Raw genomic sequence first — 12,753 nt, 5'->3', positions numbered from 1 at the left:
CGGACGGAGCTGCTGACCGGGCAGGTGGACCTGGACGAGGAAGGCTATATCAAGGTGGACTCTCCCACCACCGTCACTAACCTCTCCGGCGTCTTTGCGTGCGGTGATGCTGTGGACCACCGGTACCGCCAGGCCATCACCGCCGCCGGCACGGGCTGCGCCGCTGCCCTGGACGCCGAACGCTACCTCGCCGCGTTAGAGGATGCGGAAAGCATCGCCACCGCCCTGGTCGAGGAACCAATTCACGCCTAACGCCTTGGAACAGGGGAGGAGGTGAGCTGAATGACGACAGGCTGCTGCGGCGACTCAGGCTGCTGCGACGACGATCAGGACTGCTGCTAACCAGCTCGCCACCCTCCCAACTAGGTAGCAGCAAGTGTCGTTATGGGCACTCAAAACGACACCTACTGCTACCTAGTTGGGCTCCTGCCGCGCCACTTGACATCACCGACAACCGAGACCAGAGGACAGCATGGATTCGACGAAGAGCCTTCCCGTTGCAGTTATAGGCGCCGGCCCCGTGGGCCTGGCCGCCGCAGCCCACCTGCTGGAGCGCGGCTTGGAGCCGCTGGTCTTCGAGGCAGGCACGACGGCGGGCGCAGCCATAGACCAATGGCGTCACATCCGGCTGTTCTCACCCTGGCGGTTCAACCTCGACGACGCCGCCGTCCGTCTGCTCGAAGGCGCCGGCTGGGAATCACCCCGCCCTACCGCACTTCCCTACGGCGGGGAACTGATCGACAACTACCTGGCGCCGCTGGCAGCACTGCCGCAGATCGCCTCCCGCCTCGAGACCGGCGCCCGCGTCGTCGCCGTCACCAGGCAAGGCCTGGACAAGACCCACGTCCAAAACCGCGATACCACCCCGTTCACAGTCAGGGTGGAGCACGCGGACGGCGAGACCCGCGACCACACCGTAGCCGCCGTCATCGACGCCTCCGGCACCTGGTCCCGCCGCAACCCGCTGGGCACCTCCGGCCTGCCCGCCATTGGAGAAGAAGCCGCAGCGGACAGGATCTCCTCTCCGCTGCCCGACGTCACAGGCCGGGACCGCGCAGCCTTCGCCGGACGCCGCGTCCTCGTTGTCGGCGCCGGGCACTCCGCCGCAAACACGCTCATCAGCCTCGCCGACCTCACGAAGGCAGAGCCGGACACCCGCATCCTGTGGGCCGTACGCGGTGACTCCGCCGAGAAGGTCTACGGCGGCGGCGACGCCGACGGGCTGCCCGCACGGGGCCAGCTCGGTGGCCGCGTCCGGCGGCTGGTCGAGGCAGGAAAAATCGAACTGCACACCGGCTTCGGCATCAGCTCACTGAAGGCCCTGGACTCAGGCGTGACCGGGGGATCTGTTGACGGCCGCACCCTGGAGGCCGATGTCGTCGTGCCCTGCACAGGTTTCCGCCCGGAACTGGACATCCTGCGCGAACTGAGGCTCAGCCTCGACCCAGCCGTTGAAGCTCCCGTGGAACTCGGCCCGCTGATCGATCCCGAGTTCCATTCCTGCGGCACCGTGCCGCCGCACGGCGCGAAACTGCTGGCCCACCCGGACAAGGACTTCTACATCGTGGGCATGAAGTCCTACGGCCGGGCGCCCACCTTCCTGCTGGCAACCGGCTACGAACAGGTCCGCTCCGTGGTCGCCGCGCTGGCCGGAGACTACGAAGCCGCCGAAACCGTGCAGCTCGAACTGCCCGAGATGGGCGTTTGCTCAACCGACGCCGGCACCAGCTGCGACGTCCCCGCTGCGGCCGGAACAACAGCAGCCGAAGCCACTGCCGAGAGCGGTTGCTGCACCACACCTGAACCGGTGCTGGTCGGCTTTCCCAGCGGCCTGGCCCACGGCCGCTCCGGCACTAACTGACCCGAACCCGCCCAGTGAAACCACTATTGGAGTGCTGCCATGACTGAGAACCATGAAACCCGTCTGGGGCTGCAGGACAACACCGAGGTCCTGCACCGGATCAGCGCCCGCCTGGGGGAGAGGTTCGCAGGCATTTTCGCAGCCGAAACCGTGGAACGGTACGTCTTCGAGTCCTACACTGCATTGGCGCGGACCGCGAAGATCACCAGCTACCTGCCCGCCACCACCGAACACTTCGCCGGCGACCGGCTCAGCGCACTGGCAAAGTCGAAGGGCGCGATCGCTGCCGAAGTTCCCGAAGTGTTGTTCGTCTGCGTGCAGAATGCCGGAAGGTCCCAGATGGCGGCGGCGCTGCTCACCGTCGAGGCCAAGGGCCGGATCCACGTGCGCTCCGCCGGCTCGCTGCCGGCCGCCGAACTTGATCCCGCCGTCGTCACAGTCATGGACGAGATGGGCCTGGACCTGTCCCGGAACTACCCCAAGCCGCTCACCGACGACGTCGTGCGCGCATCCGACGTAGTCATCACCATGGGCTGCGGCGATTCCTGCCCTATCTATCCCGGCAAACGTTACGAGGACTGGGAACTGCCGGATCCGGCCGACCAGCCCCTCGAAACCGTCCGGGAAATCCGCGACCAGATCCACGACCGGGTTAAAGCCCTGGCCGCCAAGCTCACAGAGGAAACAACGCACTCATGACCAACGAAACTCCCGGTACGCAAAAGGCCCCGGCCGTCCTGTTCGTCTGCAGCAAGAACGGCGGTAAGTCCCAGCTTGCCGCGGGCCTGATGAACCAGCTCGCCAACGGTGACGTCACCGTCTACTCAGCAGGAACCAAACCCGGCAAGTCCCTGAACCCGCAGGCCGTGGAGTCCCTGGCCGAGCTCGGGATCGACATCACCGGCGAGCACCCCAAGCCGGTTACGGACGAGGTTCTGGGCTCTGTGGACGCCGTTATCGTCCTGGGAACCGAAGCGAAGCTTGAACCGCGCGAGGGTGCACGCTTCGAGGTCTGGGAAACGGACGAGCCCTCCGAGCGCGGCATCGAAGGAATGGAACGCATGCGCCTGGTCCGGGACGACATCAAGGCCCGTGTCCAAAAGCTCCACGCGGAACTCACCGGGAGAGTTGGGCCATGAGGCCGGAGAGCAGGATGTCTAATCCCTGATCTAGCTCAGCCGCGCCGTCGTAGTCGGTGAGGGCTGCTCCCAGCGAACGAAGATAGGGGAAGTCCTTGGCAGGCAGGCGGTGCAGCCCGAGGCGCAGGATTGCTTCGTTTTCTTCCGGGTCCACAATGTATTCCTGCAGCTCGTTGAGTATGTGGCGTGCCTTGCGGGCACCTTGCTTGCTGTTGGATCTTCTGGGGGCGACCATGGACGTTCCGTCCTGCTTGTTTGCGTCAGGCCCACCCATTGGGAGATACGTAAGCTTGCTTATTACTTAGTCTACGCCTAAAGTCTACAATGTAGAGAAGTTGTCGACATGGTTTCAGTAGAGGGATCAGAGTTTGCATGGCCGCCACGGCCGCTCACACCACCGTCTCAGGAGAAACACATGACTACCCACACCCAAAATGAGCACTCCAGCACTGTCCGCAACGCCAACGACATCAAGATTTCCACCCGGACCCTTGAGTTCGCCGTCTATGTCGCAGCGGTCATCGCCACGATCATCACGGCAACAGTTGTCGGGGACGACGCCAGCGAAAATGGCGCTGACGTTTTCAATGCCAACGACGCGATGCAGTACATCACCTTCCTCACCGTTGGTCTGATGGTGGCCCGCGGCCTGGCGAAGGCCGGCAACCGCGTTCACAGCAACAACGCCTAACACGCGTTCCGCCGGCCTCTATGCCGGAAACTGATAGATTCTGGCACGGCGCCCCTGGGGTGCCGTGCCAGTTTCATCTGCCGTACTGCAACAGCAAGGAATACCGGTGCAAACCGCGAGTCACGAACCACACAAAACAGAACCGGCATCTTTTGGAGGACCGTTGTCCTGGATGCGCCAGCCATTGACGCCGCGGGTAGTCACCGCAGGGTCCCTGACCTCCCACGTACACTGCCTTGCAGGGCCCCGCGGCGCCTCCGGCCCGGTCTTTGTACTCCTTCACGGCATCGGTATGTCCCACCGCTACTTCCGCAGGCTTCAGATTCTCCTTGCCCGGCACGGCGACACTTATGCCATCGACCTGCCGGGCTTCGGAGCGACACCCAGACCGGACCGGCAACTCAGCGTCTCCGACTATGCTGACGTGATTGCGCGGACACTTCAAAAGATGGGTGTGGACCGTGCGGTGGTCATCGGGCACTCCATGGGTTCCCAGTTTGCGTCCGAACTTGCCGCCCAGTACCCGGACATGGTTTCCCACGTGGTGCTCCTGGGCCCGGTGGTGGAATCCGAGCGCCGCACCGTCCGTCAGCAAGCCCTTGCGCTGGGGCTTGACTCGTTACGGGAAAGTCCGCTCGGAAACGCCATCGTCCTCATGGACTATGCCCGTTCCGGGATGCGCTGGTACCTCACCGAACTTCCCATCATGATGTCCTACGACATCGAGGCAAGCCTTGCCCTGGTGGCCCAACCAGTACTGATCATCCGCGGCTCACGTGATGCTGTCGCCCGCGGGCTCTGGTGCCAGAAGTTGACCGCCACCGCTCCGGACGGACGCTACCTGGAGATACCCGGACAACCGCATATCGTTCAGCACGGCGCTGCCTCCAGCACCGCGGCCGGCATTCTGGCGCTTCTCGTCGACTAGCGGCACTGGCAGTTCTGGACGGGGGGCTAAAAGTTATTGACATGACCCACTCGCGAAGGCACCCTGATACCGCTGGGTGTCAGCGTTGGCGGCAACAGCTCAGCCGTAGCCGGCCAACCATCACTTCCGGAGCTGTCTGGGCGCTCCGGACGCACAGTTCCAATCACTCCCTGTCAGGAGAACGAAATGGCAATCAATGCCCTTACAGCGAAGTCCTTCGACGAACCCGACGAACAGCGCCGTCCGCCGAAGACCCAGGTCGATGTGGTCAACATCGGCGACACCACCCTGGGCAGGTTTACTTTCGAGCCGGGCTGGAAGTGGTCCGAGACGGTTAAGACCGTGGTCCACACGGACAGCTGCCAAGTCAATCACGTGGGGATCTGCTCCGCCGGGACGCTGACGGTACAGATGGAAGACGGCACGCAGACCACAATAAGCCCCGGCAATGCCTACACCATTCCCGCCGGCCACGATGCCTGGGTCGAAGGCGACGAGACTTTCGTGGGCTACGAAATCATGAGCGCGGCCGTCTTCGCCAAGCCTGCCTGATTTCGGGCAGTTGGAGGGCCGCCCAAGATAGGCTGCGGGATGGAAAGGCCCAGCATGCACCCATCACCTCAACGGACTTCCGGCGCATCGGAAACCACGGAGTCCGGGACCCGGAAGAAGCCCCGGAGGGGCTTGCGTCGGGCCGGGATCGCCGCCGTCGTAGTCCTGGGGCTGATACTCGCTTCCACGGTGATCAACGCAATCCTGGAGTCCGCAGAAAAATCGAGCGTGGCTGCCTACGGCGAACGCATCGCCGTAGGCAGCGGCGCACTGAACGTGTACCGGAACGGGCAGGAGAACGGGCAGCCGATCGTTCTTCTGAGCGGCTTGGGAACCCCGGCGCCCGGCCTTGATTTCGCTCCTTTGGCCCGCGAACTTCACGGCTTCGACGCCATCGTGGTGGAAGGCTACGGCTACGGCTACAGCGACATGGAAGCCCCTCCGCGGACCAACGAGAACATCAGCAACGAACTTCACGAAGCACTGACCAAACTGCAGTTAAAAAAGCCCTACGTCCTGGCAGGGCACTCCATCGCGGGTTTCTACATGCTTGACTACGCGAACCGGTATCCGGCGGAAGTTTCCGCCGTCGTTGGGATCGACGCGTCCATATCGAAAGCCGGAGACGGCCCGGTTCCGGACCCGGAGACGGGATTCAACTGGCAACGGGCCCTCGCCGTCACCGGGATAGTGCGCGCAGTATCCGCCGCCGTCCCCAGTTTTGTCGACCCAGCGAGCGACGACTACACCGAAGACGAACTGCACCGCATGCGCCTTATGACCAGCTGGAACTACGGCAACTCCGCCGTGGCTGACGAAACAGCCCGGATAGCTATCAACGCGGCAGCCCTCAGGGGAGTCGCCTTTCCCGATGACCTGCCCGTTCTGGCGTTCATTGCCGATGAAAATCCAGACTCAACAGCAACGAAAACAGCGGCGGCCCAAAACCTGCTGAAAAACGTCAAACGCCATGAGATCGTTACGCTCGAGGGCAACCACTACCTGCACTGGACCCAATCCAAGCGAATAGCCGAGGAAATCCGGACCTTCCTCAGGGGCAACGATGGCTGATCCGGACCTAAGCGAAGTTCAGCGGCTGCGCACCCGGACCCGATCTTCAAAGACCACCAAACCGCCGTTTACGTCACCAAGGTGAGAGACGTGCGCTCCCTGGGAGCCGGCGTCGTGCTTCTTGTCGCCATTGCAGGAATGGTGCCGCCGGGACGGAGCGAAGTCGCGCCACCCACCAACGCGCAGCAGACCCTTCTGGCCGCCGTCGAAGACGGGACCTGGCGCATAGAACTTTTCCAAAACACTCCCGCCCAGTTCCACGGCAGGCCAGAGCTCGTGGCGGCGATGACCGCCGAGTTGCAGCAGCTGCTCCCCGGGTGACTAGAGCGGCTCTGGCCGCACGCGCACCGCGCCCAGCGAACGGAGAAGCGCGACGGCGGTGATCGCACCCGCCGTCATGATGGACGCCAGCACCACCACCTGGAACCGCCCGGCCTCCAGCGGGGAGGCGCCGCCGAAGATCGCGCCCACGAAAGCGCCCGGCAGGGTCACCAGGCCGGTGGTTTTGGTCTGGTCCGTGGACGGGATCAGGGCCGCATGCACGGAGTAGCGGGCCTGGGTGAGGGTGGCGCGCCGGGCTGTGGCGCCGAGGGCGAGCCAGCCTTCCACCTGGTCCCACTGCTCACGGACGGCCTCATGGAAGCGGTGCCCGGCGAGGACTGCGATGGTCATGCAGTTGCCGATCACGATCCCGCCCACCGCCAGGACGTAGCGGGGTTCGTGGGCCACGGCGCCAGTGCCGAAGACGACGGCGAGGGTCACCACAATGCCTGCGGCCATGGTTGCCGAGACCACGGCGAAGCGCCCCCAGGACCACGTCAGCCGGCGCGTTGCCGTCACTGCAGCGACGGAGAACATCACCAGCAGCGCCACTGCCACCCACAGCGGATCAGAGATGATGCCGCCCAGAACCAGGCTGATGAGGGCCAGTTGGGCAGCTCCGCGGAGGATGGCCAGGGCCGGTGCAAGAAACGATGGCGTCCGCGAGCCCCGGAGCACCGCGACGGTTATCAGCATCAGGATTGCCACGGCCGCGAAGGTGGGTGCCAAGGCAGCGAGGAAGGCCATCAGCTCAGCCTAGCCGCCGAGTTGGCCCGCACTTCGCGTCACCGCACGGCGTTGCTGCGGCTGATCTGTGACGGGCTTAGAGCAGGCTGGGCTGGCTTGAGAGGATGTAGTCCACCGCCGCCGGGCCTTTCATGGTCAGTCCTGGCCATTCGTGGCGGCCGGTGTCATGGTGGTGTTTTGTATGTCCCCCTTGGTGCATGGCTGCCCAGAGGGACGTGGTGGTGCCAGGCTGCTCGGCATTGAGCATGCACCAGCTGATGTAGACCCCGTAGATCTCGTCTTCGCGAAGAGCGGGCTGCCTTTCCGAGTCTTGACTGAAGCATTCAGAGAGGAAACGGGTGTAGTTCGGAACGCTCATGAGCGGGCTCCTTCTGGTCGGTGGGGCCTTGCGAATGTGTCGCTGTTCGGTTCTGCTGCAGTGGTTCGGAGCCGCCCGCGCACTGGATGGGTCAATATTTAGAAAACTTCAGCCATGTAGCGGGCCTAAGGAGGGACTCGCCGCGGACCCGTCTTGCGCTATAGATAGCAAGTGTGCTTAGTATCTAGTTAGTAACCTTACTTACTAATTCAACAGGCTGGGTTTCAAAGTCCAGCTGCAGAACCAGTGGAAGCGAGTGATGATGACGGAAAACCAGTGGCCTGAGGCTTCTGCCCGAAGCCCTCTCGACCAGTACGGGAACGCAGCACCGACCGATCCTTCGGCAGAGCCGAAAACGTACGTCACCAAGAAGGATGCAGCCAAGGGGGAGACGTCGAAGATCGCCGGGCAGGCAGCCGGTGCGGCCCAGAATGTGGCGCAGACCGCCAAGCTCGAGGCCGGAGACGTCGCATCCGAGGCAAAGTCCAGCGCCAAGGGCCTCCTGCACGAGGCGAAGTCGGGCCTGGGCAACCAGGCCGGCGCGCAGCAGCAGAAGGCCGCCGACGGCATCCGGACGATTTCCAGCCAGCTGCAGACCATGGCTGACGCCCCCGAGCAGCACGGCATCGCCAGTGACCTGATGCGGCAGGCTGCCGACCGCACCTCGTCGGTCGCTTCCTGGGTGGAGAACAAGGATCCCAAGGTGCTGCTGGAGGACGTGCAGTCCTTCGCCCGCCGCAAGCCGGGTACGTTCCTGCTGTTGGCTGCCGGCGCAGGCATGCTCGTGGGTCGCCTCGCACGCGGCCTGCAGCCAGCCCCGGCCCCGCAGGCAGCCATCCCGCCCAAGCCTGCGCAGGCGCCGGCTGCAGTAACAGCAACCGCTCCGCCGTGGGGCGAAGAGTCGGTCTACCAGAACCACCAGACGGCGCCCGCAACTTACGGCGAAACCATCTACGGCGAACCTGCCCGTCCCGCCTACTCAGGCACCGAAGCCGGGGGAGTTCCGTTGAGGGACCTCGACGATCCGTTCAGCGATGTCCGCGGCGCAGAGCGCCAGCCGTAAGCGGTCAAAGCTGACAGCCAAGACAGCGGACCATCAATCAAAGGACCAGCGTCATGAAAAAACTGCTCTTCGCCCTGCTCCCCGGCATCATCAGCCGGGTCATGAAAGCCCGCAAAGCCAAGCAACTCCGTGCGGGCCAGACCCGGCCGCCGCGGAACCGCTTCTAATTTTGTCCCCCAAGCAGCACTAAACCAGTAACAAGAAGGAGAAACACATGATCAGCACTGAGAACCTTTCTGCACTGACCACTGCCGGCGGACACGTCGTAGGTTCCGACGGAAGCAAGATCGGATCCATCGGACAGATTTACGTTGATGACCAGACCTCCGAGCCCACTTGGGTCACGGTGAAGACCGGGCTCTTCGGATCCCACGAGTCCTTCGCACCGCTGGACGCTGCGTCGCAGGACGGCAACGACATCGTCGTCGCCCACACCAAGGACAAGGTCAAGGACGCACCCCGCGTCGCCCCGGACGGCCACCTGGAGCCCGCCGAGGAAGACCAGCTCTACACCTACTACGGCCTCAACGGCGGTAATGGCTTCACCGGCGGCAACGGCTTCGCCGCTGGTACGGCAGATGACACCGTGGACCGAGAAACTGTCGGGCACGACACCTCAGGTCCCACCACCGATGACGCCATGACCCGCTCCGAGGAGCAGCTGCACGTTGGCACCCGCAAGGAAGAGGCCGGCCGGGCACGGCTGCGCAAGTACGTTGTCACCGAGAACGTCACCACCACGGTCCCGGTGCAGCGTGAAGAGGTCCGCATCGAGCGCGAACCGATCACGGACGCCAACCGCGGCGCTGCCCTTGACGGCCCCGCCATCAGTGAGGAAGAGCACGAGGTCATCCTCCACCAGGAACGCCCCGTCGTGGAGAAGGAAGCCGTCCCCGTTGAGCGCGTGCGCCTGGACAAGGAGACCGTGACCACCGATCACACGGTGACCGAGGAAGTCCGCAAGGAAAACATCGAGCTCGACGACGACGGCATCAGCCGCCGCTAAGGCTCACCACCGGGATCCTCACTGAGTCCCACGCATGGCCCGTCCTCCCTTCCGGGAGGGCGGGCCGTGCGGGTTAACGGGGGGCGTCGGCCAGCCAAGGGCGTCCGCCAACAATTGATGGCAGCCCGGGTATAGGCTTTGCCTACATTTAGGACGGTCATCCAGGATGGCCATTGACGCCTACTTTCGGAGGCTGAGTGGGAGGGTCATCAGAGACGGGTTATGGCAAGCCTGTGCTGGCGGCTGTGAAGCTGTCGGATGTCGACCTCGGGCAGCTGGATTTCCTGGATGACGCGGAGAGGCAGATGGCAGGCAGGTTCGCGTCAACCATGCAGCGAGGCAGGTTTTTGGCCGGGCGGATGGCACTGCGGCTTCATGTGGCCGAGGTAGCGGGGGTGGATCCCCGGTCCCTTCACGCTGATTATGTCTGCCGGAATTGCCAGGGTGCAGACAGGGTCCATGGGGCACCCCGTTACCGGGCAGGTGCCGACGGGCTTTGGATCCGGGCGAGCTTGAGCAGGTCCGGGGATTGGTGTCTGCTGGCGGCCGTGGTCAATGAGCAGGTTCGTGGGGTCGGGGTGGATCTGGAATCCTTCGCGTCAGCGAACTTCGAGGGATTTGAGGTTGTGGCGATGACCGCCCGTGAGCGCGAATACCTTCAGGAGGTCCCGGCCCCTCAGCGGGCTCTATGCCAGACAGTTCTGTGGACGCGTAAGGAGGCCGTCCTTAAGGCGCTTGGCAGCGGACTGGCCCTGGATCCTTCCCTGGTGGACGTTGCTGGTGGGGTTCCTCTGCTGCCCGGGTGGATGAGCGGTCCTGGCCGGTGGGTTGTTGAGGATGTGGAACTCGGCCTTTTGGGAGTAGCTGATGATGGCGTTGCAGCAATGGCGGTGGTGATGAACGGATAGACACTGCCATAGCTTCCCCGGTTACATCTGGGCCATGGCGAAAGCACGGGTGGCGTAACCGATGGCCCCGGCCATGTCATTCAGCAGCTGCTGGTTGACGTTCTGGAGAGTGTCACAGCGTCTGTGGTAGCACCGGTCGTGGTCTTCGTTCGCGGTCCCACCGTATTTTTCTACCTGTTCGGAGGTTTTTGTGCCGACGTCTCCGGCAAAGAGTCCGCCGGTGGCGATGCCCGCCTGGAAGAAGGCGTCGTAGTCGGAGTCGCCGATGAATGCGGTCGCCTCGGCCGGGAGCGAGTTCTTGGCAAAGTAGTCCAGGAGAATGCTTTCGAGCCCAGGGGAGCCCGCTGGGCCGGCATCGCCAAAGCTGGAGCCGTCGCCGTCGTGGACAAACCGCACCCCGTTGGGTGATGCCGCCAGATCAATGTTGATATTCACGGCGGTTTGGGAGATTTCACTTGCGCTGAGCTCATCCACGTAATGCTGGGAACCTGTCAGATCGACTTCCTCTGCCCCCCAGAACGCGAAGCGCACCCTGTTTTTCGGTTCGACGCCGGTCTCGGCCATCCACCGTGCCGTTTCAATGAGGGTGGCCACGCCGCTTGCATTGTCGTTTATCCCCGGGCCGTCGGGCACCGAGTCCAGGTGTGCGCCCACCACTATGGTGTGGTCTGCACTTCCGGCTGTGTCGGCCAGGATGTTAAAGGTTTCCCTGTTCTCCTCGAGGTCTTCGTCCCAATACCTGAAGACCTGCCGGACCGGTTTGTAGCCGGCGGCACGTAACTGGTCCTCGACATATCGGGCTGATGCTTCGTATCCGGACGTGCCGGCGGCCCTGTTGCCTCCCGCCTGATCGGCTACCTTCTGCAGGGCCTCAAGGTGTCCCATAAGGTCCCTCTTCGCGAAAGCTTCGCGCACTTCACTGGCCTGCCCGGGCAGCGCGACTATGAGTGGCTCCGGCCTTGGAACCGTTTGTGCAGGCGACGTGCAAGCTGACAGGAGCAGGGTCAAAGCGAGGAAGGCTATGCCTGCCTTGTGAGTGGGCTTGCCCGTGGCGTGAAGCGCCTTCATGAATGAAAACTAATGCCTGACCCGGCAGCAGGAAAGAGCTTTTCGAAAGACGCGTAGGACATGATGGCAATAGCGTGGGTCATCCGGGGAAACAAGTAGTGGCCCGGCAGAAAGCAAGTACACGGGGCCCTTGTATTCCGTTGGTCAGTACCATACATTCGGGATTTCAGACAGGAATTGCCGTAACTGCCGTCGTGGAGCTGTCCGCGGCAAAAAGCCGGGATATACCGCTGGGGGAGATCCGAGGTCCGCGGCCCATCGAGTTCGCGGCCCATGGCGTTTTTCATTTGAGAATTGAGATTGAGCCGGACGATGAGGTCCGGTCCTTCCACCATCGGTGGTGACTATGCACTGTCTCGCACGGCAGCGAACCCAGGCCGGAGCCGCCAGCCGTTGTCGTCGGCGGCCGGCGGTACAGGACCCTCGGCTACACGGCGGCCCAAGCCCCGGGATCTGCGCTGGACGGCATGCACAGGACATCCGCTTCCCAAGCTGACCACCAGGCCAAAAAGGCATCACCGTGACGGCAGGTGGCGGCACACTGCTTCTCCACTGTTCCCATTAACCCGCGGTCGCCGTGGACCGCATGAGAGACCGAAGGCTGGGCCCATGACTACAGCAGGTATTCCTTCCGTCGGCCTGGTGGGATGGCGCGGCATGGTTGGTTCGGTCCTGATGCAGCGCATGCTGGACGAGGGCGACTTCGCCAACATCAACCCGGTGTTCTTTTCCACTTCCAACGCGGGAGGTGCCGCGCCTTCCTTCGCTGAGGGTGCAGGCGGGCTTGAGAACGCGTTCGACGTCGAGACCCTGGCCATGCTGCCCATTATCGTCACGGCCCAGGGCGGGGATTACACCAAGCAGGTCCACCGCGAGTTGCGCAGCGGGGGTTGGGACGGCCTCTGGATCGACGCCGCCTCCACCCTGCGCATGAACGAAGACTCCATCATCGTCCTGGACCCCATCAACCGCGACGTCATCGACAAGGGCCTGGTCAACGGGACCAAGGACTTCATCGGCGGCAACTGCACCGTGTCCTG

Annotated in this window: 15 protein-coding genes and 2 pseudogenes; 13 read left to right on the top strand and 4 right to left on the bottom strand. The window is 63.5% G+C overall.

Annotated features, from left to right (window positions below; all coding sequences use genetic code 11):
* From CXQ88_RS20925 to CXQ88_RS20910, 4 genes are all read left to right on the top strand, one after another.
* Positions 1-252, top strand: a 252-nt coding sequence (locus CXQ88_RS20925) for an FAD-dependent oxidoreductase (RefSeq protein ID WP_181037641.1), incomplete at its 5' end; no start/stop codon positions are given.
* A 220-nt stretch (positions 253-472) separates the two neighbouring features.
* Complete coding sequence (locus tag CXQ88_RS20920; protein ID WP_104046087.1) at positions 473-1,861, top strand: FAD-dependent oxidoreductase; 1,389 nt, start codon at positions 473-475, stop codon at positions 1,859-1,861.
* 39 nt (positions 1,862-1,900) lie between these two features.
* On the top strand, positions 1,901-2,560 hold the full coding sequence (locus tag CXQ88_RS20915) for an arsenate reductase ArsC (RefSeq protein ID WP_104046086.1): 660 nt from the start codon (positions 1,901-1,903) through the stop codon (positions 2,558-2,560).
* The gene (locus CXQ88_RS20910) at positions 2,557-3,000 is read left to right on the top strand and encodes an arsenate-mycothiol transferase ArsC (protein ID WP_104046085.1); all 444 of its coding nucleotides are present in this window, start codon (positions 2,557-2,559) and stop codon (positions 2,998-3,000) included. The genes CXQ88_RS20915 and CXQ88_RS20910 overlap by 4 nt, the downstream gene beginning before the upstream one ends.
* On the opposite strand, the pseudogene CXQ88_RS20905 reads toward CXQ88_RS20910, so the two are convergent.
* A pseudogene (locus tag CXQ88_RS20905) lies at positions 2,978-3,184 on the bottom strand (TetR/AcrR family transcriptional regulator); the annotation flags it as partial. The gene CXQ88_RS20910 and the pseudogene CXQ88_RS20905 sit on opposite strands and share 23 nt — an antisense overlap.
* A 231-nt stretch (positions 3,185-3,415) precedes the next feature.
* Between CXQ88_RS20905 and CXQ88_RS20900 the strand changes: the two are divergent.
* The 5 genes and pseudogenes from CXQ88_RS20900 to CXQ88_RS20880 all read left to right on the top strand — a co-directional run.
* Positions 3,416-3,691 (top strand): hypothetical protein, encoded by a 276-nt coding sequence (locus CXQ88_RS20900; protein ID WP_104046084.1) that lies wholly within the window; start codon positions 3,416-3,418, stop codon positions 3,689-3,691.
* A gap of 172 nt (positions 3,692-3,863) precedes the next feature.
* On the top strand, positions 3,864-4,619 hold the full coding sequence (locus CXQ88_RS20895) for an alpha/beta fold hydrolase (RefSeq protein ID WP_104046083.1): 756 nt from the start codon (positions 3,864-3,866) through the stop codon (positions 4,617-4,619).
* Positions 4,620-4,805: 186 nt separating this feature from the next.
* Positions 4,806-5,171 (top strand): cupin domain-containing protein, encoded by a 366-nt coding sequence (locus CXQ88_RS20890; protein ID WP_104046082.1) that lies wholly within the window; start codon positions 4,806-4,808, stop codon positions 5,169-5,171.
* Between the two features lie 54 nt (positions 5,172-5,225).
* Positions 5,226-6,242: an alpha/beta fold hydrolase gene (locus CXQ88_RS20885; RefSeq protein WP_104046081.1), complete on the top strand. Its 1,017-nt coding sequence runs from the start codon at positions 5,226-5,228 to the stop codon at positions 6,240-6,242.
* A 36-nt stretch (positions 6,243-6,278) separates the two neighbouring features.
* Positions 6,279-6,563, top strand: a pseudogene (locus CXQ88_RS20880) (SgcJ/EcaC family oxidoreductase); the annotation flags it as partial.
* On the opposite strand, the gene CXQ88_RS20875 reads toward CXQ88_RS20880, so the two are convergent.
* Positions 6,564-7,310: an ABC transporter permease gene (locus CXQ88_RS20875; RefSeq protein WP_104046079.1), complete on the bottom strand. Its 747-nt coding sequence runs from the start codon at positions 7,308-7,310 to the stop codon at positions 6,564-6,566.
* Positions 7,311-7,386: 76 nt separating this feature from the next.
* Positions 7,387-7,668, bottom strand: a complete 282-nt coding sequence (locus tag CXQ88_RS20870; protein WP_104046078.1) for a hypothetical protein — start codon at positions 7,666-7,668, stop codon at positions 7,387-7,389.
* 262 nt (positions 7,669-7,930) lie between these two features.
* On the opposite strand from CXQ88_RS20870, the gene CXQ88_RS20865 reads away from it, so the two are divergent.
* From CXQ88_RS20865 to CXQ88_RS20855, 3 genes are all read left to right on the top strand, one after another.
* Positions 7,931-8,731 (top strand): hypothetical protein, encoded by an 801-nt coding sequence (locus tag CXQ88_RS20865; protein ID WP_146069261.1) that lies wholly within the window; start codon positions 7,931-7,933, stop codon positions 8,729-8,731.
* A gap of 214 nt (positions 8,732-8,945) precedes the next feature.
* Positions 8,946-9,737, top strand: coding sequence for a DUF2382 domain-containing protein (locus tag CXQ88_RS20860; protein ID WP_104046076.1), 792 nt, complete (start codon positions 8,946-8,948; stop codon positions 9,735-9,737).
* Positions 9,738-9,934: 197 nt separating this feature from the next.
* Complete coding sequence (locus tag CXQ88_RS20855) at positions 9,935-10,645, top strand: 4'-phosphopantetheinyl transferase family protein (RefSeq protein WP_146069260.1); 711 nt, start codon at positions 9,935-9,937, stop codon at positions 10,643-10,645.
* Between the two features lie 21 nt (positions 10,646-10,666).
* On the opposite strand, the gene CXQ88_RS20850 is transcribed toward CXQ88_RS20855, so the two are convergent.
* Positions 10,667-11,713 (bottom strand): M20/M25/M40 family metallo-hydrolase, encoded by a 1,047-nt coding sequence (locus CXQ88_RS20850; RefSeq protein WP_104046074.1) that lies wholly within the window; start codon positions 11,711-11,713, stop codon positions 10,667-10,669.
* Positions 11,714-12,322: 609 nt separating this feature from the next.
* Here CXQ88_RS20850 and CXQ88_RS20845 point away from each other — a divergent pair.
* Positions 12,323-12,753: aspartate-semialdehyde dehydrogenase (locus CXQ88_RS20845; protein WP_146069259.1), on the top strand; the 431-nt coding region annotated here is incomplete at its 3' end.

It is taken from the genome of Arthrobacter sp. ZGTC412 (genome assembly GCF_002929215.1).
GTDB lineage: Bacteria > Actinomycetota > Actinomycetes > Actinomycetales > Micrococcaceae > Arthrobacter.
The sequence above is the reverse complement of the archived record's forward strand: the minus strand, read 5'-3'. Positions and strand labels throughout refer to the sequence as shown.